Consider the following 23,167-nt stretch of genomic DNA (forward strand, 5'->3'; position numbering starts at 1 on the left):
CGTGCCTCCGGCCGGACGTCGTGCGCGATGCGGGCGTTCGATGCGCGATTCGGCAAGCCAATAAGGGAGAGCGGCGCGCTCGTTCGCCCGCGCCTTGGAGAATGCGAACGCGATCTTCATCCGGTCGAGGCGACGCAGGCCGCGCTGCCGGTTCTCACGATCCTTGATCGCATGCGCGGCGATCGCGCCGGCTGCATTGCCTCAACTTATCGGCGTGTCGATGCATTGACGACGGCCGATGCGTGTTCGCGAACGGGCCGCCGAACGCCAATCGCCGCACGCCAATCGCCGAAGGCGGGCGGCGAAGTCTCGCGTTCAAGGCGAGCGCCTTCGCATGCCGCGCCGCGGCGATGCCATGCTTCGAGCCGGGTGCCCGGCGTGCGCGGTCCGCGGGCCGGAGGCTTCGTCGCTCGGCTACGAAGCGCGCCGCTTCACGCCGGGCAGCACGCAGAGCATCTCGTAAGCGAGATTCGCGCCGAGCAGCGCGGTGGTGCCGAACGGATCGTACGGCGGCGCGACCTCGACGAGATCGGCGCCGACGATGTCGAGCCCCCACGCGCCGCGCACGATCTCGAGGCCCTGCGGCACCGTGAGGCCGGCGATTTCCGGCGTGCCCGTGCCCGGCGCGTACGCGGGATCGATGCCGTCGATGTCGAAGCTCAGATAGACGGGGCCGCCTTGCACGCGCGAGCGCACTTCGTCCATCAGCGGCGCGAGCGACCGGTTCCAGCATGCCTCGGCCTGGACGACGCGAAAGCCCTGGTCGCGGCACCAGTCGAAATCCTCGGCCGCGTAGCCGGTGCCGCGCAGGCCGATCTGCACGACGCGCCCGCAGTCGAGCAGGCCTTCCTCGACCGCGCGGCGAAACGGCGTGCCGTGCGCGATCTTCTCGCCGAACATCGTGTCGTTGACGTCCGCGTGCGCGTCGACGTGGATGAGGCCGACGCGCCCATGCCTGCGATGCATCGCGCGCAGGATCGGCAGCGTGATCGTGTGGTCGCCGCCGAGCGTGACCGGGCGGCAGCCGTGCGCGAGGATCTCGTCGTACGCCGCTTCGATCCGCGCGATCGAATCGGCGAGGTTGTACGGGTTCGTCGCGACGTCGCCGACGTCGGCGATGCGCAGCGAATCGAACGGCGCCGCGCGCGTGGCCATGTTGTACGGGCGCAGCAGCACCGATTCGCAGCGGATCTGGCGCGGGCCGAACCGCGCGCCCGTGCGGTTCGACGTGCCGAGATCGAACGGCACGCCGACGAAGCATGCGTCGAGCTCCGCGGCATTCGGCGCTTGCGGCAGCCGCATCATCGTCGCGATGCCGCCGAAGCGGGGCATCGCGTTGCCGCTTTGCGGCTGGAAGTCGCGATTCGACATCGTCTTGCTCCTCTCGTATTGGTGGCGTCGTATCATCCATATGTGACGACAGGTAGCGTTGTACGTCGCCAAAATGGCAATTTGAATCACGACGATTCAACGTTTACATCGATGAACTTCTATGTATCGGCGGCGTGCGCCGTGGAGAAAACATGCTCGGCACCCTGACGGACCTGGACCTCCGGCTGATCCGCGTGTTCGTCGCGGTGGCCGACGCAGGCGGCGTGAGCGTCGCGCAATCGGCGCTGAACGTCAGCCAGCCGACGATCAGCTCGCAGTTGGCGACGCTCGAGACGCGCCTCGGCTTCCGGCTGTGCGAGCGCGGGCGTAGCGGCTTTCGGCTGACGACGAAGGGCGAGCGTTTCTATGCGCTCGCGAAGAAGCTGTACGCGGCCGTCGATGCGTTCAGCAGCGAAGCGCGGCACATGGACAAGACGCTCGTCGGCACGCTCGCGATCGGCCTCATCGGCCACACGCCGATCAGCGCGAATGCGCGCATCAGCGGCGCGATCGCGCGCTTCAGGCAGCGCGACGAGGCGGTGCGCTTCGTGATCTCGGTGCGGCCGCCGGGCGAGCTCGAAGAGCGGCTCTTGAGCGGCGACGTGCAGGTTGCGATCGGCTATTTCTGGCACCGCGTGCCGACGCTCGAGTACGCGCCGCTCTTCGTCGAGCGTCAGCTCGCGTATTGCGGGCGCGGCCATCCGCTCTTCGGGCGGGCGGGGCGGCTTTCGGCGGCGCGCGTCGCGGATGCCGAGTGGGCGTGGCGAACCTATCCGTCGCCGGAAGCCGAGCTGTCGACGACGCCCGCGAACGTCACCGCGCACGCCGACAACATGGAGGCCGTCGCGCTGCTGATCCTGTCCGGCCATCATCTCGGCTATCTGCCGCAGCATTTCGCCGCGCCCTACGTGAAGCAGGGGCTGCTCAAGGCGCTGAACCCCGGCGCGCTGCGCTACGACGTGACGTTCCACGTGGTCACGCAGCGGCGCGGCCGGGGCGATCCGATCGTGCAGGCGTTTCTCGACGATCTGATGGACGCGCACCGGGGCGACGCGGCGCACGCGTGAGCGACGCTCGCGCGAACGGCGCGCGGCGCGCGACGCGCGACGGCGTTCGTCGACGGCCGCGCGATTGCCGTGGCGTCGAACGGGATTCGATCGCGCGAATGCATCGATGCGGCCCAACGGTGCGCGATCCGGTTTCTTTTCGCGACCGCGCGCGCGGGTGGACCCGTTCCATTTGAGCCATATCAAACCGATTTGCTGCGGCCGCACGCAGTATGCGTTCGGGCGAATGGAGTCCCGACGGCGCCGCGCTTTTGCGTGCCGGGCGGGATCGCAACGGAGCAATGCGATGGAACACAGGTGCGAGCGTCGTCGAAGTCGACGGCTGGCCGCGTGGATTCATGCGGTAGGCCTGAGCGCGCTGTTCGCGGTCGCGGTGACGTGGATCGGCGCGATCGTCGATCATCCGGTCCAGCAGGCGATCGTAGACGGGATGGCGGCGCCGGAATGCGAGACGGTGCGCGCGATGCCGGCGGGCTCGCTGCTGTCTGCGACACAGCCGGACAGCGCGGTCTGCCGGTCGTTCTTTCTGTACCGCGCCGCGTACGTCGACGCGGCGAGCAGCGCGGACGGCTATTCCGCGGCCGTGATGCATGCGCGCGCCGACGAGTTCTGGCAGCTCGTCGGCTACGTGCTCGCGCTGTGGTTCGTGTTCGTCTGCATAGTCGGCGGCATCGTGCTGATCGTGCGCAGGCTGTTCGAGCAGCATGCCGGGCAGCGCAAATCCACTTGAGTCGAGACTTCGGGCCGTCGCGCCGCGCCGGCGCGGTGATCGACGCGCGGCGCGCGTTCGCGCGGCCGCATCGGACGGGCGGGCGGCACCGCCGGCGGCCGGGGGCGACGGCCGCGTGCGCGTCGTCGCGACGAAGGCGGCGCGCGATGAATGAGCGGGCGAGTTTTCCGGCGTTTCTTCCGGCCGGCGAGGGTCCGACGTTCTCGACGACGTCGATCGTCGCCGTCGTCGAGAACGCCTGCGGCCGGTACGCGGGGCCGGGCGCGCGCGGCCTCGGCCTTATCGCAGCGCTTCATCGAATCACTTTGTCGAGCCGCTTCGTCGGATCACTTCATCGCGCCGTCTCATCGCGAGGCCCGCGCCGCCGTTTCGGCCGCGAGCTTCGCATTCAGGCGCAGCATCCCGCTGAAGGTCGCATCGGCGACGTCCATCGGAAAATCGCGCGGCAGCCGGGCCGACACTTCGTCGATGACGCCTGCGGTGCGCGCGGTCAACGCGTCGATCATGTCGTCGACCTCGGCGGGCGCGAAGCCGACGCGCTGGCCCTGCGCGATCCAGTGCCGCCGCTGGATCTGATGGATCAGGTAATGGACGTGCTTGCCGCGCACGCCCATCGCGAGCCGCACGCGCTGCGCCGGCAAGCGGTTCGCCCCCCGGCCGATCACCGGATGCGCGGACAGCACGTCGTATAACGGCGTCGATCGATAGCGGTTGCCGGGCAGATGCGCGATGCTGAAATTCTTCGCGTGGCCGTCGGTCGCGGCGAGCAGCCAGAACACGATCTGCGACGCGAAGAACGCGTGGCGGTCGCCCGCGTGCTCGGAGCCGGCGAGCACGTCTATGATCGCCTCGATGCCGGGCCCGCCGTCGGCCTGATATTTGTCGAGCGCGGACGTGCCCGTCGCCTGGCACATGTCTTCCTGCGGCAGGCGCAGAATCCAGCGCGCGTCGCTCGACGGCCTGCGGTCGAAGCGCTCGACGACGAGCGCCTTCTGCTCGTCGAAGTGCGCGATGTCGCAATGCGCGACCGGCAATCCGTACGCGGCGACGATCTTCGAGCACAGCCATTCGTTTTCGACCGACGTGCGCATGTCGGCGCGCCGGTTGCCGACGAGCCCGAGCGGCAGCTTCAGGATATGCGTGGTCGGCGTGCTGCCGTCGGGCAGCAGCCAGCGGCCGCGATGGCGCAGCAGCGCGGTCTTTTCCTGCGCACCCGCGATCGACAGGCGCAGATCGTCGAGCGGCTCGTGCTGCCCGGCTTGCGGCGCGGACGTGATGTCGCGCAGCAGCCGCGCGATGTCCGCATCGGCGAGCGCGCGGCCGCGGATGCGTTCGAGATCGTCCGGCGCTTCGTCGGGCGGCAGCATCTGCAGTGCGCCGACGCAATCGCGGCCGAGCGTCGCGAGCAGCTCGAACGGCGACGTGCCGCCCGTCCTGTAGCGCATCGCGATGCGGCGCCGGATCGGTTCGCTGTCGGGCAGCAGGTTGTCGAAGTAGTCGCTGACGAGCCGGCCGCGATACGGCTGGTTGCCCGGCGTGAACGGCAACGACAGCGATAGCGGGCGGCCCTGCGGATCGGCGATCCATTCGTCGAAGTAGACGAGGCGCTCGCCGTCGCGCGCATGCTCCCAGTAGCCGACGGGCAGGCCGTTCATCCACAGATGCAGGCGCGTGGCGCGCGCGCGGCGGGCGCTCACCAGTCCTCCCGCTTCTTCGGGGCGGCGCGCTTGCGCGCGGGGCGGGGCTGGCGCTCGGCGGCGCGCGGGGCGGGCACCGATTGGCTCGCGGGCGGCGCCGGGCGCTTGGCGGCGGCGCGCCCGCTTCCGGAAGCCTGCGCGGCCTTGCGCGCGGGCAAGGCGATGGCTTGCTTCGCGGCGGGCCTGGCGGAAGCGATGTGGATGTAGGTGAGCGTGAGCTCGACGTTGAGAACGCGCAGCACCTTGAACAGCCGCTCGACGCTCGCCGACGCCGGATTCGCCTCGAATTGCGCATACGTCTGCTGCGTGACGCCGAGGCGGCTCGCGACCATCGCCTGCGTCAACCCGGCCACCTTGCGGAAGCCGCGCAGGATGGGCCGCAGTTGGTCGAGCGTCTTGATCTCGTGTTCGATGGTGATGGCCATGCGCGCACCTGATTGAAATACAAGGGATTCGCTGTAATCTTAGAAAACAGTTTATATGCTGTAAATCGAATTTACAAGGTTTGAGTTGTATTTTTAGAAAACAGATTGTCGTCTGTTTTTTTGGGATGCCGGATGCCGGATGCCGGATGCCGGATGCCGGATGATGATTGTTGATTGTGTGGGCGTGTAGCAAGTCGCGCGACGGCGCGGGAGAGTCGATTTGTCGCGGTGCGCCGCGCGTGCCGATGCGCCGTCCGCGCGGCAACGTTTGCGTGCATGCGGTTTTTCGTTTGCGTCCGACGATTCACGCGTCGCCCCGTTTTCAAGCGATTTCGGGCTGTATCGAGGCCGTCGGTTTTGCGCCGAGAATTGCGATGGACCATGCGCTTCCAAGCGGCTACGTCCCGTATAATCCGCAGCTTTTTGACAGTCTGACGATCGGTTTCATTCGCGCTTTCGCATCGACGCCGGGCACGGCCGGAGGCGAACGCGCAGCACGAGCGGGATCGAACGAGATCGAGCGGCGGCGCAACGGGGCGCCCGTCTGGTCGAAGTGCGAATCGCACGAATTGAACGAATCGCACACCGGCGTGTGCCGCCGCCCGGCGCGATTCGCGATCGAAATCGTCAGATAAAAAACGGCAAGCCGGCGATGCCGTTGCGGCGCTCGCGCGCGCCGCGCGTTTTTCACGTCAATACGGCCTGTCGCCGACGATCGTCGCGCGATGCATCACCCGATGCGCGCTGCCGTAGTCGTTCACCGCGTAGTGAATCGTCGAGCGGTTGTCCCAAAATGCGACGTCGCCCGCCTGCCAGCGCCAGCGCAGCGTGAACTCGGGCCGCGACTGGTGGGCGAACAGGAAGCGCAGCAGCGCCGCGCTTTCTTCTTCCGGCAGCTCGTTGATCTCGGTCGTGAAGCCTTCGTTGACGAACAGCGCCTTGCGGCCGTTCTCCGGATGCGTGCGCACGACGGGATGGGTGACGGGCGGATTCTTCATGCGCGTGTCCTCCCAGCGCGCGCGATCGTCGGCGGTGAGCCCGAAGCGCTTCAACGGAAACGACTTCGTGAAGTCGTGCTGCGCGGTGAGGCCGTCGAGCTGCGTCTTCACGCGATCGGACAGCGCGCCGTACGCGGCGAAGCCGCTGCCCCACAGCGTGTCGCCGCCCGTCTCGGGCAGCGTGCGCGCGGCGAGGATCGACGCGCTCGGCGGCGTCTCGACGAACGTCACGTCCGTATGCCAGATCGCGTTGTCCTTCAGGTCGAAGACGGCGTTGTCGAGCACCATGATCTCGCGCGCCTGCGGATGCGACGGATAGATCGGGTGAACGTGCAGATCGCCGAAGCCGGCCGCGAAGTCGCGATGCCGAGCGGCGCTCAGGCGCTGATCGCGGAAGAACAGCACCTGATGGTGCGCGAGCGCGTCGCGAATGTCGCGGTGCAAGTCGCCGTCGGCCGCGTTCGCAAGGTCCACGTTGTCGACGATCGCGCCGATCGCGGGCGTCAGTCGGGTCAGTTTCAGTCGAGTCATCGTCGATCCGGGTTCGATGCGGCTTTGAAGCCGCTATCAAGCGCTATGAAGCCGCTATAAAGCCGCTTTGAAACGCTTTGAAATCGCTTTGAAATCGCCGCGAAGCGGCGGCTTGCGCAGCCAGCCGCCCGCGCGCCGCGTGCGGCATGTCGCGTGTTGCGCAAAGCCGGCAAGTCTCGCAAAACGCATTCGTACGGTAAACCAACGAATTGCGCATTGCTTATCCGCCCGCCGGGATTGCAGCGGGCCCGGCGCGGCCGCGGCATGCGCCGTCTCATATCCTTCGCAGATTTCGTTGTTTAACAGACGACGGGCATCCCGGTAATCTCGACGGCCATCCGAATTCAACGCATCCAGAAGAAGGGAAGGCCTCATGATTCTCAAGCGCATCCTCGCCGCCACGACTTTCGCCGTCGCCGCTTTCGCCGCGGTTCACGCGCAGTTCGCCCATGCGGACACGGTGAACGTCGCGTATCAGTACGGCGCCGATCCGGCGAAGCTCGCGCAGGCGGGCGCCGCGTACGAGAAGGCCACCGGCTGGAAGATCAACTGGCGCCGCTTCGATTCGGGCGCGGACGTCGTCGCGGCGCTCGCGTCCGGCGACGTGCAGATCGGCGACGTCGGGCAGAGCCCGTTTACCGCCGCCGTGTCGCGCGGCGTGCCGATCCAGGCGGTCGTGCTGAACGCGATCACCGGCGTGTCCGAGGCGCTCGTCGTGCGCAGCGGCGCGCACATCGACAAGCCGGCCGATCTCGTCGGCAAGACGATCGCAACGCCTTACGCGTCGAACTGCCACTACGCGCTGCTCGCGGCGCTCAAGCATTGGGGCATCGATGCGCAGCGCGTGAAGATCGTGAATCTCGGGCCGACCGAGATCGTCGCCGCGTGGGAGCGGGGCGTGATCGACGCCGCCTACACGTGGGACCCGGCGCTCGGCCGCGCGAAGGCGAGCGGCGGCAAGGTGCTCGTCGATTCGGCGCAAGTCGGCAAGTGGGGCGCGCCGACGTTCGATCTGTGGGCGGTGCGCAGCGATTTCGCGCGCGCGCATCCGGATTTCGTATCGAAGTTCGTCAACGTGACGACGCAGGCGATCGCCGACTATCGCGCGAACGCAAAGGCGTGGACGAGCGCGTCGCCGCAAGTCGCCGCGATCTCGCGGCTGAGCGGCGCGACGACGGGCGACATTCCGCAGCTGCTCGCCGGCAATCTCTATCCGACCGCGTCCGAGCAGGCGTCGCCCGAACTGCTCGGCGGAGGGACGGCCGCCGCGATCGCGTCGACCGCGCGTTTCCTGAAGGAGCAGCGCAAGATCGACCGCGTGCTGCCCGACTATCGACCGACGGTGACGGACCAGTTCGTCCGCGCATCGGTCGCGGCGCGCTGATTCGACGCGGCGGCATCGGCATGGCGAAGCTCTGCGCGCAACAGGTGTCCGTCGTCTACGAATCGCGCCGCGGCGCGTTGACGGCGCTCGATAACGTATCGATGTCGGTCGGCAGCGGCGAGATCGCCGTCGCGCTCGGCGCGTCCGGCTGCGGCAAGAGCACGCTGCTGTCGCTCCTTGCCGGCTTTCAGCGGCCGACGTCGGGCCGCGTCACAGCCGACGGCGCGCCCGTCGCGGGGCCGGGCGCCGATCGCGGCGTCGTGTTTCAGGACGACGCGCTGATGCCGTGGCTGAACGTGATCGACAACGTCGCGTTCGGTCTGCGGATGCAGGGCGTCGGCCGCGATGCGCGAAACGCGCGTGCGCGCGACGTGCTGCGGCTCGTGAAGCTCGCGGGCTTCGAGCAGCATTGCATCGACGAGATCTCGGGCGGAATGCGTCAGCGCGTCGGGCTCGCGCGCGCGCTGGCAGCGGACCCGTCGTTCCTGCTGATGGACGAGCCGCTCGGCGCGCTCGATGCGCTCACGCGCGAGCACATGCAGACGCTGCTGCTCGACGTGTGGCGCGCGACCGGCAAGGGGATTTTTCTGATCACGCACAGCGTCGAGGAGGCGGTGCTGCTCGCGACCGAGCTGCTGATCCTGTCGCCGCGGCCCGGGCGCATCGTCGCGCGCCATTCGCTCGACTTCGCGCGGCGTTACGCGAACGGCGAATCGATGCGCTCGATCAAGAGCGATCCGCGCTTCACCGAAATCCATCTCGCGCTCGTCGAGCAATTGATGCGAGAAACCGAGGAGGTCTGACTTTGGCCGCGACCGAACAGCATCGGGATTTTCCTGTGCCGCATGCTTCGACGGGCGTGCCCGCGGCATCGCGAGCGCGTCGCAGGCCGCGCATGCACGCGGGCCACGCGGCCGCGTTCGCGACATGGGCCGCGCTCGTTCTCGGCTGGTGGCTCGCGGCGCGCTTCGAATGGGTGTCGGCCGCGTTGCTGCCGGGCCCCGAGGCGGTGCTGCGCAAGCTCGTCGCGCTGAGCACCGAGGGCTTCGACGACGCGACGCTCGGCCAGCACGTGTTCGCGAGCCTGTCGCGGATCGCGACGGCGTTCGCGCTTGCGGTCGTCACCGCGATTCCGGCCGGCATCCTGATCGCGACGAACCGGATCGTGCGCGGCGTCGTCGATCCGATCGTCGAGTTCTACCGGCCGATTCCGCCGCTCGCGTATTTGCCGTTGATGGTCGTCTGGTTCGGAATCGGCGATGCGTCGAAGATCCTGCTGATCTTTCTGACGATGTTCGCGCCGCTGACGATCGCGACCGCCGCAGGCGCGAGCGGCGTATCGGAGAGCCGCCTGCGCGCGGCCGCGTCGCTTGGCGCGACGCGCGTGAAGCTGCTGCGCCACGTCGTGCTGCCGAGCGCGCTGCCGGACATCCTGACGGGCGTGCGCATCGCGCTCGGCGCGGGCTGGTCGACGCTCGTCGCGGCGGAGCTGATCGCGGCCACGCGCGGGTTGGGCTTCATGGTGTACTCGGCGTCGCGATTCCTCGTGACGGACGTCGTGATCGCGGGGATTCTCGTGATCGGCGCGATCGCGCTCGCGCTGGAAATCGGCTTGCGCGCGCTGCAGCGGCGCTTGACGCCGTGGCGGGCGGAATAGCTCGGTTCGTGCGGGAGTGGCGGCGCGGCGCGTTCGTTCCGGCGATGCGGGGCGATACGGGGCGACGCCGCGCGGTGATTGCCGCTCGCGAGGCGCCGTTCTCGACCGTCGAGCGACACTGATGTGAAGACCCGTTTGCGCGCGTGATCGCGATGTCTTACGCGCAAGCGCTGCGGCCAGCGCCGCGCGTCATCGTCATCTCATCGCAATTGTCATCGGCATCGTCAATCGGTATCGTCATCGCGCCGGCCGGCGACGCCGCGCGACGCGACTCGCCCCGCTCAATGCGCGTCGTACAGCTCAATGCGCGTCGTGCCGCTGACCGCCGACGACCGACGTCCCCGAGCGGTGCGCCGCCGACGCTTCTGATGACGAAGCACGCAGGCGGCGCGCCTTGAAGATCGCACAGCCCTTCGACGACAGATCGAACAGGAACGACTTCAGCGCGTTCTCGTCGGGAATCGGATTGCGGCCCTTGCCGATCCGGTGGAGCTGCCGCGTGTACCACGTCACCTCGAGCGAGCCGAGGCTGTCGAAGTACTTGACGCCCGTGCTGAGCGGCTTCACGCGGTGCAGCGTTTCCTCGCCGCGCAGCAGGCGCGCGGGCGCGTCGGGCTCGATCGCGAGGATGCGCCCGAGGCCGATCAGGTCGAGCGCGCCGCCGCGCAGCGGCGCTTCCATGCCGGCGAGGCTGCGGAAGCCGCCCGTCACCATCAGCGGCACCTTCACATGCGCGCGCACCTTTTCGGCGAACGCGAGGAAATACGCCTCGCGCGCGATCGTCGACGCCTTGCGGTCGCCGATCTGCATCACGGGCGCCTCGTAGGTTCCGCCGGAGATCTCGATCAGATCGATGCCCGCCTGCGCGAGCGCGCGGATCACGTCGAGCGATTCGTCCTCGGTGAAGCCGCCGTGCTGGAAGTCGGCGGAATTGAGCTTGATGCCGACCGGAAAGTCGGGGCCGACTCGGCGGCGCACCTCCGCGTACACCGCGAGCACGAAGCGGCGGCGGTTCTCCGCGCTGCCGCCCCATTCGTCGGTGCGCTGGTTGTGCTTCGGCGACAGGAACTGGTTAATCAGGTAGCCGTGCGCGCCGTGCAACTGAACGCCGGTGAAGCCGGCCTTTTGCGCGACGGCGGCTGCCGTCCCGTAGCGCCGGATCAGATCGTCGATCTCGGCGCTCGTCAGCGCGCGCGGCACCGCGAAATACCGAGCCAGCTTCGGGCCGAAGCCGATCGCCGACGGCGCGACGGTCTGCTCGTTGAGCCCGCGCATCGCCTGCTTGCCCGGGTGATTGATCTGCATCCAGATCTCGCTGCCGTGCGCCTTCGCGGCCGTGGCCCACTCGCGCAGCCGCGGCAGGTCGCGTTCGTCCTCGATCACGACGTTGCCGGGCTCGCCGAGCGCCTTGCTGTCGATCATCACGTTGCCGGTGACGAGGAGCCCCGCGCCCGAACTCGACCAGCGCCGGTAAAGCGCGATCAGCTGGGGCGTCACGCGGCCGTCGTGGCCGCAAAGCGCTTCGCTCAGCGCCGATTTCGCGACGCGATTCTTCAGCACGGTGCCGTTCGGCAACGTGAGCGGCTCGGCGAGCAACGCGCCCGCAGCGGGATTCGGATGGGACATGTCGTGACGCTCCGGTTGGGTCGACGGTCAGTTATCCATCGACGAATGTTACATCGCGTGATGTATTGATTGGATCGTAGGTTCAAAATCGGAACCGAGTCAAGACGGAGTGACGCGGACGTCGATGGGGTGCTGGATCGCCAGCGGAGCGGAACCTGGGCGCGAGGCGTCGCCCGCGCGGTGCGCAGTGCGATAACGCGCGGTTGCGCGCAACGCGCGAACTCGCGCCGGAGGCGGCGCGGCAGCGGCGCATGGGCGCGCGGCTCGCTGGAAGACGAGCCGCCGCGCATTCATGGAGCGCGCGGCGGGTTCGCGGTCGCCGGCCGCGACTGGCGGCCGGCGAAGTTAGAGGCGTTCATCGAATTCGACGGCGCGTGGCGTCGCGACGCGTCGAAGCGGCATCGAACGGCGAGCCGTGGCGCAAACGCGCGTATTGGGCGTCGAGCGCGCAGAAATCGGCAAAAACGACAAGACGCGCGTCTCGCCGCGACGCGCTCGCGTCGACGTCAATGCATCGACAGACACGACGCGCACTGCGACCGGCCGAACGGCGCGAACGCGAGGCGCGGCAAATCGACCGAGCATGCGGAAACGCCGCCGTCGGCGGACGGCGCAGCGTTGCCGAGGCGCTGCAGCGCGATGCCCGAGCGCCGGTAAAGGCGCTCGATCGACAGCGACATCACGCCGACCACGCGCGTCGCGCCGAGCGACGCGGCCACGGCGAGCACCGACGGAAAGAAGTCCATCCCGAGCGGCTGGCGCTCCGTCGTGCGGCGGCGCCGGCGCGATGCGGCGAAGCGCGACATCTCCCAGACCGCGGGCGATTGCGGCGCGGGCGCCGAGCCGAGCAGATGCGGGAATACGTCGCGCAGCAGATACGGGCCCGTCGTCGGCAGCAAGCGCGCATAACCGCAGATCCCGCGCGCATCGTCGAGCGCGACGACGTGGATCGTCGAAGGACCGTCGAATTCGTCCCATTCCGCACGATCGTCGTGCGCGTGGCCGGCGATCGTCCAGCCGAGCCGACGGACGAACACGTCGTAGCGATACGCGCCGAGATCGGTCTGGACGTGGGGCGGCAGTTCGTCCAATCGGCCCGCGATGATGTATGACATGGCGCTTGGTTCTCCGATGAATCGATCGCCGGGGTGAAGGGAGGGCCCGTGCGATCGCGTATGAACGGTGGCGGTTGCGAGGAACGCGCGTGCGGCGGCCGCGGCCGTTCCGCGGCGCCGCGATTCGCCGCGCTCGTCTTGCAGGCGACGAATGCGGGCCGGCCTCGCCGCTGCACGGCGGCGGCGATGGCGACGGCGATGGCGTTCGGAAAGACGGCGGCCGCGGCTCGATCAGGAATGCGATGCAATTGATCGATTGCATCGCGTCGGCGCGCGGCGGCGCATGATGCGGGCGGCGCTAACGCATCGGGGCGAGGCGCGCGTTCATGGAAAAATGAGCCCTTGCCGCGTCGCCTTCACGGCGGCGAACGTGCGGCTGCGCGTGTTGAGCTTGTCCATCGCATTCTCGATGTGGAAGTCGACCGTGTACTTGGAGATGTCGAGCATGTTCGCGATGACCCACGACGATTTGCCGCGCGCGACCCAAGTAAGGCATATCTGCTCGCGATCCGTCAGGTGAACGGATGGCGGAATGGGACGGGACGTCCGCATGCTCTGGAACTGCAGATTGAACTGCATGCCGAGCAGATAGGCGTTGCGCCACTTCGCCTCGGCGTCGTGCGTGGGCGCGGTGCCGGACAGACTGACCAGCAGCACGCGCCCGAGCGGCTGGTGCAGCGGGATGCTGATGCCGTGGTCGAGGCCCGCGTCCTCCGCTTCCGTCAGCAGATGCCGCTCGCGCAGATTCGACGTCGCGATGTCGCTCCACGAGAACGGCGTGCTGTACCGGAACGCCGCGCGATGCACCGGATCGATGTTGAAGTAGTCGTTGCGGGTATAGTGCTCGACCCACTCGGACGGATAGTGCAGCGAGATGACGTTGATCGACGCGGGATGCGACGCGCCCGTCAGCTCGACGATTGCATGATGCTGATAGCCGATCTGCAGCGCCGCCTGCCTGAAAGTCTCGATCAGCGTGCGGACGTCGCGCGATTCCGGCAAGGTGGCGGAGAACGTGGGTGTCGAAGCGCTTTCTCCGGACGACGACCCCGCACCGTCGTCTCCACCTGTTCGATATTCGCGTTGAAGCAGCCTGCTCAATTTGCATGCCCCCGTTATTGAAAATCAAGACTTTCGGAAGTGCCGTGTACCGGGTTGGGGACGCGTCGCCAATGAAAATCGGATAACGCAATGACGTAGAAATTGTCCGGAAATAATATCAAATGCAATAACGATTGCAAGAGCGGCGTTCGGATTATCTGAGATTTATTCCGGCATGACGTTCGATATTTTTATCTCAACGGCTCGGATATTTTTCGCTGCCTGCAACGATCCGGCAGGAGAGGCCGCGGGGCGTGACGCGTCCGGTTCGGCGGCCGGAAATTTAAACCGTTGGTGCGATGCAATAGACGAGTTCATTTCATTTTCGCATGAACAAGTCTTTGTGCATGCGTCAGTAAGTGCCGTATCGTTTCGGCAACTCGCCGTCAGTGAAGGATGGTGTCGAGTGGATATTCGAGTGGAATCAGGATTTTAGATGCGCGGTGAATTCTTGTTTTCCGCCGGAATATGGCGGAACGAATATATTCGTGGCGGAACGCAAGCCGGCGCCGGGAAATGGCGGGACCCGAAGCGATCGGGATGCGACCACGCCACCGCTGCCGAGCGCGCGCTTGCGGGCCGTGATTGCGCTGCAGCACGCCGGGCGGGCGGAATGCGGCGGCGGGCAACGGTCGTGCCCCGCGCATCGTGCATCGAACCGCGCGGCGCGGTTCGGCGAGGCGTGGTCGGCGCGGCGCGACCGCCCGAAGCGCCGCGCGTCGACGGTCGCTCGGCGCGGCCGGCCGTCAGAGCGATTCGACGAGATTTGCGGCATCCGCGCGCAGCGCGACGCGATCGAATTTTCCGTTCGGATTGCGCAGCAGCGACGCGCGCGCCGCGATCGTGTGCGGCACCATGTATGGCGGCAGTTGCTTCGCGCACCACGTGCGCAGCGCGTCGGGCGTGAACGATTCGGCGCACAGCGGCACGACGACGAGCGTGATCGCCTCGCCGAGCTCGTCGTGCGGCACGCCGAGCGCGACGGCTTCGGCGACGAGACCGCTCGCGTGCGCGACGTCCTCGATCTCCTCCGGGCTGATCCGGTAGCCGGAACTCTTGATCTGCGCATCGTTACGGGAGACGAAATAGAGGAAGCCGTCGTCGTCGCGGCGCACGAGATCGCCCGACCAGACGGCCGTCTCACGCCGTGCGCCGCCCGGCTTCGTCTCGGGCGACGGCCGATAGCGAAACGCGGTGCGCTCGGAATCGTTCCAATAGCCGAGCGTCACGCACGCGCCGACATGAACCAGCTCGCCGACCTCGTTCGGCGCGCACGGCGAGCCGTCGTCGCGCACGACGAGGACCCGCGCGTTCGGCACCGCCTTGCCGATCGAATCGGGGCGGCGATCGACTTCGGCGGGATCGAGGTAGGTCGAGCGGAACGCTTCGGTGAGCCCGTACATCAGATACGGCGACGCATTCGGGAAGAGCGCGCGCAGTGCGCGCAGCACCGGTTGCGGCATGCGGCCGCCGGTGTTCGCGAAATAGCGCAGTCGCGCGCGCGCGTCGTCGGGCCATGCGGCGCGCGAGAGCTGGGCCCACAGCGGCGGCACGCCCGCGAAGCCGGTGATGCGTTCGCGCACGCAGGCGTCGACGACGTCCGCCGGCATCAGATAGTCGACCAGCACGGCGGTCGCGCTCGCGGCCCACGCGGTCGTGAGCTGGCTGAGGCCGGCATCGAAGCTGAGCGGCAGCGCCGCGAGAATGCGATCCTCCGCCGTGTGGCGCAGGTATTGCGCGACGCTCCATGCGCCTTCGAGCAGATTGCGATGGCTCAGCATCACGCCCTTCGGGCGGCCGGTCGAGCCCGACGTGTAGAGGAGCGCGGCGAGATCGGTATCGATCGTGTCAGCTTGCAGCGAGGTTTGCGCGTTGGCGCGCGCGAGCGCCGCGGATTCGGGCGGCGCGTCGGCCTGTATCCATCGCAGATACGTCGTGCGCGACGACGGCGCGGGCGCTTGCGTTTTCGCGTCGGTCAGGATCACGTACGGCATGTTCGCGGGCACGCCGTCGCCGAGAATCCGCGCGCGCAGCGACGACGTGACGAGGCAGCGCGCGCCGCTGTCGACGAGGATGTGATTGACCTGCTCGGGCTTGAGAGCCGGATTGATCGGCACGAACACCACGCCCGCGGCGGCCGCGCCGAGCATCGCGACGACCGCCTCGACGCGCTTGTCGAGAAAGATCGCGAGCCGCTCGCCCGGCGCGATATCGAGCGCCCGCAATCGCTCGGCGAATGACAGGCCGAGCGCGGCGAGCGCGTGATAGGTCAGCCGAGCGTCGCGCGCGACGAGTGCCTCGGCGTCGGGCGTGCGGCACGCCGCTTGTCCGACCAGATCGAAGAAATTTCGCATGGTTCCACCTTCGTTCAGAAACACGGGCGGCGCACGTCGAGCGATGCTGCGAGGCTTTCGGTGGCTAACGATCGTCGCGCGAACGCGGCCGATCCTGGCTGCCCGAAAGAGTAGCGAATAGGTGCCGCGAGCGGCGGCAGCGAATGAAGGCAAATTGCCGAACGGGGTGATGCCGAACACTGACGGGCGCGTTTGCTTCGTTTCTCGACGGCGCGTTAGCACATTCGAAATGCGTGTGCGCCTTCGTGGAGGAGATCGTCCGCTCGACGCTATCGTCAATTGTCCTGATGAATCTCGCTTGTCGAATTTCGCTTGTCGGCGGTTGCAGTCTTTCGAATCTGTTGCGCGTTTCTTACGGGCGGGCATGCCGCGCGATCGCGTGGCGCATGTCGGCGCGATGGCGAAATCGTGTGCGGGCGACGCGGTTGCGCCGTCGCATCGAATGTTCGTGCGATGCGCATGCGTCCCGGTAAATGGATGCGTGCGCAACCAATTCATTCGAGTCGACTGCTTTGCGTTTGCAGATCGGAAAGGTCGAGGGGCATGCGCATCGATGCGCATGCATGGCCCGATACGGCGTGCTTTCCCGCGGCGGGTGTCACAACGCGTCGTGAAAGATGATCCCGAGCGTGTGCCGCTGCCCGGCGCGCAAGCGGCTCACGCCATGCCGAAGATTCACCCGGTACGGGCCGCGCGCGCCTTGCACCGGACGATGGTGCACGGCGAAGATGACCGCGTCGCCTTGCTCGAGCGGCACGACGTCGACGCGCGATTGCATGCGCGGCCGTTGCTCGGTGATCACGAATTCGCCGCCCGTGAAATCGGCGCCGGGTTCCGACAGCAGGATCGCCGCCTGCAGCGGAAACACGTGCTCGCCGTACAGATCCTGATGCAGGCAGTTGTAATCGTCTTCGCGGTAGCGCAATAGCAGCGGCGTCGGGCGCAACTGTCCGGCGGCGTGACAGCGCTCGATGAATCGTTCGTGCTCGAGAGGAAAGCGTGCATCGATGCGCATCTGCGCGTGCCAGCGATTCGCGATCGGCGCGAGGTGCGCATAGAGCGCCGTGCGCAGCGCCTGAATCAAGCGCGGCAGCGGATAGCCGAAGTACTTGTATTCGCCGCGCCCGAATCCGTGCCGCGCCATCGTCACGCGGCTGCGGAACAGCGCGTCGCGCGCATAGAGCGCGGCGAGCGCTTCGCACGTGCGGCGCGCGAGCAGGCCGCGGACGATCGCGTGGCCGTCGCGATCGAGGGCCTGTTCGATCGGCCGCCACGAGAGCGCGTCGATTCGCTGCGCGAGCGCGGCCTCGCGCGATGCGACGGGTAAAACCGGGGCGTGCGCCGAGTCGTGTGCGCGGGCGGGCGTCGCGGGTGGTTCGAACGTCGCATTCATCGGCGTTTCCTCGCTGCATCGTGGATGGATCGATGCGGCCAGTCTAGCGAAACGGTCGATGCGTCGCGCTCCGAATCTTGCGCCGCAATTCATGCGGAGCGCTCGCGCGGCGAGCCGTCATCCGGCGTCACACCAGCGCGTGGAAGCCCCAGTAGAGCGCGCCCGCGAGGACGATCGAGGCGGGCAGCGTCAGCACCCAGGCGAGCACGAGGCTGCGCACGGTGCTCCATTGCAGCCCCGAGCCGTTCGCGGCCATCGTGCCGGCGACGCCCGACGAGAGCACGTGCGTCGTCGATACCGGCAGCCCGTACGCGTCCGCCGCGCCGATCGTCAGCATCGCGACGACTTCCGCCGAGGCGCCTTGCCCGTAGGTCAGATGCTGCTTGCCGATCTTCTCGCCGACGGTCACGACGATGCGCCGCCACCCGACCATCGTGCCGAGACCGAGCGCGATCGCGACCGCGACCTTGACCCAGGTCGGAATGAACTTCGTCGCGTGATCGAGCTGCTTGCGATAGTCGTCGAGCGCGCGGCGGTCCTGCGGCGCGAACGCCGGCTGTCCGGTCTTCTCCATCAGGCGCACGGCTTCGGACACCAGATACATCGTGTTGCGCACGTTGTCCGCCTGGCCCTCGGGGACTGTCGCGATCGAGCCCGTCGCGCCGACCTCGGCCGCGAGCGCGTCCGACAACTGCCGGACCGCCGGCAGCGTCGTGCCGCTCAGGCGGCGCGACTGCACGTATGCCTCGACGTCGGCGCGCGGGTTCGGCGACGGCGGCGCGTCGCCCGCGTAGCGCGCAAGCGCTTCGGAGGCCCGATGCGCGACGGCGATGAACGTCTGCGTCTCGCCGGGCGTGACCGCCTTGTTGAGCGCATACGCGGTCGGCACGGTGCCGATCAGGATCAGCATGATGAGCCCCATGCCTTTCTGTCCGTCGTTCGAGCCGTGCGCGAACGACACGCCCGTGCAGGTCAGGATCAGCAGGCCGCGAACCCAGAGCGGCGGCGGCTCGTTCGTCCGCGGCTCGCGATAGAGCGCGGGCACGCGCACGAGCGCCTTCAGCACGGCGAGCAGCAGGCCCGCGCACAGGAAGCCGACGATCGGCGAGAACAGCAGCGATTTGCCGACGCCCGCCGCCTGCGCCCAGTCGACGCCGCTCGTGCCGGACGAGCCGTGCATCAACTGGTTCGCGAGTCCGACGCCGATGATCGAGCCGATCAGCGTGTGCGAGCTCGACGAAGGCAGGCCGAAATACCAGGTCGCGAGATTCCACGCGATCGCCGCGATCAGCAGCGCGAATACCATCGCGAAGCCCGCGCCGTGGCCGACCTGCAGGATCAGTTCGACGGGCAGCAACTGCAGGATGCCGAACGCGACTGCGCCCGTCGACGCCATCACGCCGAGAAAATTCCAGATGCCCGACCAGATGACGGCGACGTTCGGCGTCAGCGAATGCGTGTAGATGACGGTCGCAACCGCGTTCGCGGTGTCGTGAAAGCCATTGACGAACTCGAAGCCGAGCGCGATCGCGAGCGCGACGCCGAGCAGCAGGTAGGGGAGAGCCGTGTGCTCGCCGACGGGCGCGAGATCCGCGAACAGGTGGACGAACACGTAGGCGGCGCCGGCCGCGACGAGGGTGACGAGAAGCGCGATGCCCAGATGCCGGGTGCGGCCGAGCTCTTCGCTGGTCGCGGCGGACAGAGGGTGGTTCATGACGGCCCTTGATATGACTGACCGTTCGATCCTAGCGCCCGCGATCAGGCAGTTTGATGACAGCGCTCAAAGGGGGCGCGATTCTTCGGCGGCGCGACGGGCGGACGCAGGGCGGCGCGAGGTCAGCCTCCGATCGCCTGTTCGATCCGCGCGAGCACGGACGGCCAGCCGCGCGCCATGCCTTCGTACGCGATCCGCGCCTGCGGCGCGTCCAGATCGAAGCCCGCATGCTCGAAGAACACGCGCGTGCCGCCGTCCTCGGGCGCGAGCCGCCAGGTGATCGTCGTGTCGAGCGTGCCCTGCGCGAACAGGATCGCGAACCGGCGCTCCGGCTCGACCGTGGTCACTTCGCATGGCTGCTTGCCCCACGGGCCCATGTCGAGCGTGAACCGGTGGCCGTGCGCGGGGCTCACGTCGCCCGCCGCCCACCAGCGCGCGAGCGCCGCGGGCTCGGTGAGCGCCGCCCAGACTTGCGCAGGCGGGCGGGCGACGAATCGTTCGAGGCGGATCGGGGCGGCTTCGTTCATTGGGGCGGGTTCGGCGGCGTTTCGGGGAATACGCATGATAGTGGATGCCGCGCCCGCGGCGTCATAGCCGGCATGCGCGCCGCTCGGCCGCGCGCGTTGGCGCCGTGCCGCGCCCGGCGGTGGCCGCGCGCTTCGCCGGCGCTCATGGAATCGGCAGTTCGGCCTCGCGCTTCACCTCGCGCAGCGACAGCGCCGACTCGATCGACGTGACGCCCGGCAGCACGCGCAGCGTCTCGCGCAGGAACGTCCCGTAATCGTCGAGATCGTGCGCGACGACTTGCAGCAGATAGTCGGCGGAGCCCGACACGTTGTGGCACGACAGGATGCGCGGAATGCCGAGCACCTCGCGCTCGAAGCGGTTGGCGACGCCGCGATCGTGAACCGCGCAGCGCAGCAGCACGAACGCGATGACGCCGAAGCCGAGCGCGTTGCGCGAGATCTGCGCGCGATAGCGCTCGATGTAGCCGTCGCTTTCGAGGCGCTTCAGGCGGCGCGCGCACGGCGTTTCGCTCAGCCCCACCGAGTCGGCGAGGCGGGCGACCGGAATGCGTCCGTCGAGCTGCACTGCGGCGAGGATGGCGCGGTCGGTTTTGTCGAGATCGATCATGGTGTGGGGATGCTCTAAAAAATCGGTTTCTAGTAGTGTATTCCAATAATTCCGTCGTGCTGGAAGGCTAAATTAGCCAAATAACCCTCGTTGAGCAGGGGCAACATGGAACCCTTTCCGAATCCGGGCTTGACCATGTTTTCCGCTCATTTGCTGCTCGTCTACATCGCCGCCGTCGTCGCCGTCTACGCGGTGCCCGGGCCGGACATGGCGTTCGTGCTGCAAACGGGCATCGGCCGCGGCGCGCGGCACGGCGCCGCCGCCGCCGCGGGGCTCGGGCTCGCGCGCGCCGTGCACGTGACGCTGTCCGCGTGCGGCGTCGCCGCGCTCCTCAAGAGCGCGCCGTGGCTCTACGAGACCGTGCGCTACGGCGGCGCGCTGTACCTCGCGTACGTCGCGGTGCAGATCTTCCGCTCGCCGGCGTTCGCGCTGTCCGACGACGGCGCGGCCGAGCCCGCCGCGCGGCTGCGCCATACGTTCGTCAAAGGCCTGCTCACCAACCTGCTGAACCCGAAGGCGCTGCTGTTCTGCTCGGTGCTGCTGCCGCAGTTCGTCCAACGGGGCGGCGCGCCGGTGATCGTGCAAATGGCGACGCTCGGTGCCGTGCTCGTGCTCGCGGGCCTGTGCTTCGATCTCGCGTGCGTCGCCGGCGCGGCGCGCATCGCGGGATGGTTGCGCGCGCATCCGCTTGCGCAGACCGCGCAGCGCTGGACGTTTTCGGCCGTGCTGCTCGGTTTTGCGCTGCGACTGTCGATCGACTGACCTGCCGCGCGCGAGCGCCGGCATCGGCTCCGGCGGCGACGCGCGAAGCCGCCCGCGCGTGCGAAGCAACTAACCGCGAAATGCCGGCATCCGCGCGCCGCGCGCGCGTTGCGCCACACGCGCGCGCCGCACGCACACACGCACACGCACACGCACGCCGCGCCGCGCCGAACTTCGCGAATGCGCCGGCGCACGCCTTCGCGAACGCTCGAGAGGCCGATACAGGATCGCCGCGCGTGCTTTACACTTGCTCTGCCGTACTGTCGCACGGTCCTGTCGACGGCGTGTGTGCGCCGTCCGACATACCGCCCGGAACTGCGATCGCGCGACCGTGTCCGAATCCTGGCAACCCGTTATCACGGCTTCTGGAGGACTCGAATATGGCAAGGCATCTTCACGCCGGCAACGAACCGCCGATCGTCGCCGAATCCACGTGCATCGGTCCGTGCGATCCGGCCGAGACGATCCGTGTGGTGGTGATGTTGCGGCGGCAGGAAGAGCAGCACCTCGATTCGCTGTTGCAAGGCCTCGCGAGCGGCGATCCCGACGCGAAGCCGGTTTCGCGCGAAGCGTTCGCGCAGCGTTTCTGCGCGCACCCCGACGATGTCGGCAAAGTCGAGGCGTTCGCGAAGCAGCACGGCCTGACGGTCGCGCGCGTCGATCCGGTCGAGAGCCTCGTCGTGCTGTCGGGCACGATCGCGCAGTTCGAGGCGGCGTTCGGCGTGAAACTGCAGCGCTTCGAGCACCGGACGATCGGCCAGTATCGCGGCCGCACGGGCGATATCGCGCTGCCAGACGAGTTGCACGACGTCGTCACCGCGGTGCTCGGGCTCGACAACCGTCCGCAGGCCCGGCCGCATTTCCGGCTGCGGCCGACTTTCCAGCCGGCGCGCGGCGGCGCGGCCGTCACCTACACGCCGCCGCAGCTCGCATCCCTGTATGGTTTTCCGCCCGGCGACGGCGCGGGCGAGTGCATCGCGATCGTCGAGCTCGGCGGCGGGTATCGGCCGGCCGAGATCCAGCAGTATTTCAGCGGCCTCGGGCTCGCTCGGCAGCCGAAGCTCGTCGACGTGAACGTCGGCGCCGGCCGCAATGCGCCGACGGGCGACCCGAGCGGGCCGGACGGCGAAGTCGCGCTCGATCTCGAGGTCGCGGGCGCGATCGCGCCCGGCGCGACGCTCGCCGTCTATTTCGCGCAGAACAGCGACGCGGGCTTCATTCAGGCGGTCAACCAGGCGGTGCACGACACGACGAACCGGCCGTCGGTCGTGTCGATCAGTTGGGGCGGCCCGGAGGCCGCGTGGACGTCGCAATCGCTGCAGGCGTTCAACCGCGTGCTGCAGTCGGCCGCGGCGCTCGGCGTGACCGTGTGCGCGGCGTCCGGCGACGCCGGCTCGGCCGACGGCGTGCAGGACGGCGCGAACCACGTCGACTTTCCGGCGTCGAGCCCGTACGTGCTCGCGTGCGGCGGCACGCGGCTCGATGCGCTGCCGGGGCAGGGCATCCGCAGCGAGGTCGTATGGAACGACGACGCGGCGGGCGGCGGTTCGACGGGCGGCGGCGTGAGCGACGTGTTCGATTTGCCGGACTGGCAGAAGGGGCTGAGCGCGACGCTCGCGCGGGGCGGCGCCGCGTCGCCGCTCGCGAAGCGCGGCGTGCCCGACGTCGCGGGCGACGCGTCGCCCGCGACGGGCTACGAGGTGCTCGTCGGCGGCACGTCGGCGGTGATGGGCGGCACGAGCGCCGTCGCGCCGCTCTGGGCCGCGCTCGTCGCGCGGATCAACGCGGCGGCGGGCAGTTCCGCGGGCTGGATCAACCCGAAGCTGTACCGGAACGCGGGCGCGCTGCGCGACGTCACGGTCGGCGACAACGGCGCGTACGCGGCGACGCCCGGCTGGGACGCATGCACGGGGCTCGGCAGCCCGGACGGCGCGAAGGTCGTGGCGGCGCTCAAGAGCGGCGCCACGGGGTGATCGCGGGCCGATGCGACGGCTGGCGGTGCGTCGCGGGCCGCCGCGCCGCCGCATCCGGCGCGGCGGTTCGCAGGCTGCGGCGTCGCGGCGCTTGACGCGCGCGCGGCGCCATTCGAGATTGGCGGCGCGGGATCG

At 68.4% G+C, this 23,167-nt stretch carries 21 protein-coding genes; 8 read left to right on the plus strand and 13 right to left on the minus strand.

The window, feature by feature from the left end:
* Window positions 1-414 precede the first annotated feature (414 nt).
* Window positions 415-1,371 (minus strand): agmatinase, encoded by a 957-nt coding sequence (gene speB, locus X946_RS02705; protein ID WP_038743765.1) that lies wholly within the window; start codon window positions 1,369-1,371, stop codon window positions 415-417.
* 152 nt (window positions 1,372-1,523) lie between these two features.
* On the opposite strand from speB, the gene X946_RS02710 reads away from it, so the two are divergent.
* Together X946_RS02710 and X946_RS02715 are read left to right on the plus strand one after the other, a co-directional pair.
* Window positions 1,524-2,438 (plus strand): LysR family transcriptional regulator, encoded by a 915-nt coding sequence (locus tag X946_RS02710; protein ID WP_038743768.1) that lies wholly within the window; start codon window positions 1,524-1,526, stop codon window positions 2,436-2,438.
* Between the two features lie 286 nt (window positions 2,439-2,724).
* A complete protein-coding gene (locus X946_RS02715) occupies window positions 2,725-3,168 on the plus strand; it encodes a hypothetical protein (RefSeq protein ID WP_038743769.1) in 444 nt (147 codons plus the stop codon).
* Between the two features lie 344 nt (window positions 3,169-3,512).
* Here the strand turns inward: X946_RS02715 and X946_RS02720 are convergent, their stop codons facing one another.
* Window positions 3,513-4,865 (minus strand): type II toxin-antitoxin system HipA family toxin, encoded by a 1,353-nt coding sequence (locus X946_RS02720; protein WP_038743772.1) that lies wholly within the window; start codon window positions 4,863-4,865, stop codon window positions 3,513-3,515.
* Window positions 4,862-5,290 (minus strand): helix-turn-helix transcriptional regulator, encoded by a 429-nt coding sequence (locus X946_RS02725; protein WP_038743774.1) that lies wholly within the window; start codon window positions 5,288-5,290, stop codon window positions 4,862-4,864. Before X946_RS02725 ends, X946_RS02720 begins: the two co-directional genes overlap by 4 nt.
* Window positions 5,291-5,457: 167 nt before the next feature.
* Between X946_RS02725 and X946_RS34905 the strand changes: the two genes are divergently transcribed.
* Window positions 5,458-5,925: a hypothetical protein gene (locus X946_RS34905; RefSeq protein WP_161788626.1), complete on the plus strand. Its 468-nt coding sequence runs from the start codon at window positions 5,458-5,460 to the stop codon at window positions 5,923-5,925.
* 57 nt (window positions 5,926-5,982) lie between these two features.
* On the opposite strand, the gene tauD is transcribed toward X946_RS34905, so the two are convergent.
* Window positions 5,983-6,819, minus strand: coding sequence for a taurine dioxygenase (gene tauD / locus X946_RS02735; protein ID WP_038743777.1), 837 nt, complete (start codon window positions 6,817-6,819; stop codon window positions 5,983-5,985).
* 54 nt (window positions 6,820-6,873) lie between these two features.
* Window positions 6,874-7,194 (minus strand): hypothetical protein, encoded by a 321-nt coding sequence (locus X946_RS29910; RefSeq protein ID WP_235363986.1) that lies wholly within the window; start codon window positions 7,192-7,194, stop codon window positions 6,874-6,876.
* Between X946_RS29910 and tauA the strand changes: the two genes are divergently transcribed.
* From tauA to X946_RS02750, 3 genes are read left to right on the plus strand one after another with little or no spacing between them, the layout of a single operon-like run.
* Window positions 7,193-8,203, plus strand: coding sequence for a taurine ABC transporter substrate-binding protein (gene tauA / locus X946_RS02740; protein ID WP_038743780.1), 1,011 nt, complete (start codon window positions 7,193-7,195; stop codon window positions 8,201-8,203). The two genes, X946_RS29910 and tauA, sit on opposite strands and share 2 nt — an antisense overlap.
* 20 nt (window positions 8,204-8,223) lie before the next feature.
* Window positions 8,224-9,006 carry a taurine ABC transporter ATP-binding protein gene (locus X946_RS02745; protein ID WP_038743783.1) on the plus strand — a complete coding sequence of 261 codons (783 nt, stop codon included), beginning with the start codon at window positions 8,224-8,226 and terminating at the stop codon, window positions 9,004-9,006.
* Between the two features lie 2 nt (window positions 9,007-9,008).
* On the plus strand, window positions 9,009-9,860 hold the full coding sequence (locus tag X946_RS02750; protein WP_038743786.1) for an ABC transporter permease subunit: 852 nt from the start codon (window positions 9,009-9,011) through the stop codon (window positions 9,858-9,860).
* 300 nt (window positions 9,861-10,160) lie between these two features.
* On the opposite strand, the gene X946_RS02755 is transcribed toward X946_RS02750, so the two are convergent.
* The 8 genes from X946_RS02755 to X946_RS02795 all read right to left on the minus strand — a co-directional run bounded on the left by X946_RS02755 (window position 10,161) and on the right by X946_RS02795 (window position 20,297).
* Entirely contained in the window at window positions 10,161-11,486 is a 1,326-nt protein-coding gene (locus X946_RS02755; protein WP_038743788.1) for an NADH:flavin oxidoreductase/NADH oxidase family protein, read from the minus strand.
* A 506-nt stretch (window positions 11,487-11,992) separates the two neighbouring features.
* The gene (locus X946_RS02760) at window positions 11,993-12,601 is read right to left on the minus strand and encodes an acyl-homoserine-lactone synthase (RefSeq protein ID WP_038743790.1); all 609 of its coding nucleotides are present in this window, start codon (window positions 12,599-12,601) and stop codon (window positions 11,993-11,995) included.
* A gap of 324 nt (window positions 12,602-12,925) precedes the next feature.
* Window positions 12,926-13,603 carry a LuxR family transcriptional regulator gene (locus X946_RS02770; RefSeq protein ID WP_038743794.1) on the minus strand — a complete coding sequence of 226 codons (678 nt, stop codon included), beginning with the start codon at window positions 13,601-13,603 and terminating at the stop codon, window positions 12,926-12,928.
* Window positions 13,604-14,448: 845 nt separating this feature from the next.
* The gene (locus X946_RS02775) at window positions 14,449-16,056 is read right to left on the minus strand and encodes an acyl-CoA ligase (AMP-forming), exosortase A system-associated (RefSeq protein ID WP_038743796.1); all 1,608 of its coding nucleotides are present in this window, start codon (window positions 16,054-16,056) and stop codon (window positions 14,449-14,451) included.
* Between the two features lie 598 nt (window positions 16,057-16,654).
* Window positions 16,655-17,449 carry a 2OG-Fe(II) oxygenase gene (locus X946_RS02780; RefSeq protein WP_038743798.1) on the minus strand — a complete coding sequence of 265 codons (795 nt, stop codon included), beginning with the start codon at window positions 17,447-17,449 and terminating at the stop codon, window positions 16,655-16,657.
* 127 nt (window positions 17,450-17,576) lie between these two features.
* Window positions 17,577-19,163, minus strand: coding sequence for an inorganic phosphate transporter (locus tag X946_RS02785; RefSeq protein ID WP_038743800.1), 1,587 nt, complete (start codon window positions 19,161-19,163; stop codon window positions 17,577-17,579).
* Between the two features lie 122 nt (window positions 19,164-19,285).
* Complete coding sequence (locus tag X946_RS02790; protein ID WP_038743802.1) at window positions 19,286-19,690, minus strand: SRPBCC family protein; 405 nt, start codon at window positions 19,688-19,690, stop codon at window positions 19,286-19,288.
* Between the two features lie 142 nt (window positions 19,691-19,832).
* The gene (locus tag X946_RS02795; protein ID WP_038743804.1) at window positions 19,833-20,297 is read right to left on the minus strand and encodes an Lrp/AsnC family transcriptional regulator; all 465 of its coding nucleotides are present in this window, start codon (window positions 20,295-20,297) and stop codon (window positions 19,833-19,835) included.
* Between the two features lie 135 nt (window positions 20,298-20,432).
* Between X946_RS02795 and X946_RS02800 the strand changes: the two genes are divergently transcribed.
* Both X946_RS02800 and X946_RS02805 read left to right on the plus strand, forming a co-directional pair.
* Window positions 20,433-21,059 (plus strand): LysE family translocator, encoded by a 627-nt coding sequence (locus X946_RS02800; RefSeq protein WP_038743900.1) that lies wholly within the window; start codon window positions 20,433-20,435, stop codon window positions 21,057-21,059.
* Between the two features lie 380 nt (window positions 21,060-21,439).
* The gene (locus X946_RS02805) at window positions 21,440-23,032 is read left to right on the plus strand and encodes a S53 family peptidase (RefSeq protein ID WP_038743805.1); all 1,593 of its coding nucleotides are present in this window, start codon (window positions 21,440-21,442) and stop codon (window positions 23,030-23,032) included.
* Window positions 23,033-23,167: the final 135 nt, after the last annotated feature.

The sequence above is a fragment of the Burkholderia sp. ABCPW 111 genome (genome assembly GCF_000773065.1).
GTDB classification, from domain to species: Bacteria; Pseudomonadota; Gammaproteobacteria; order Burkholderiales; family Burkholderiaceae; genus Burkholderia; species Burkholderia savannae.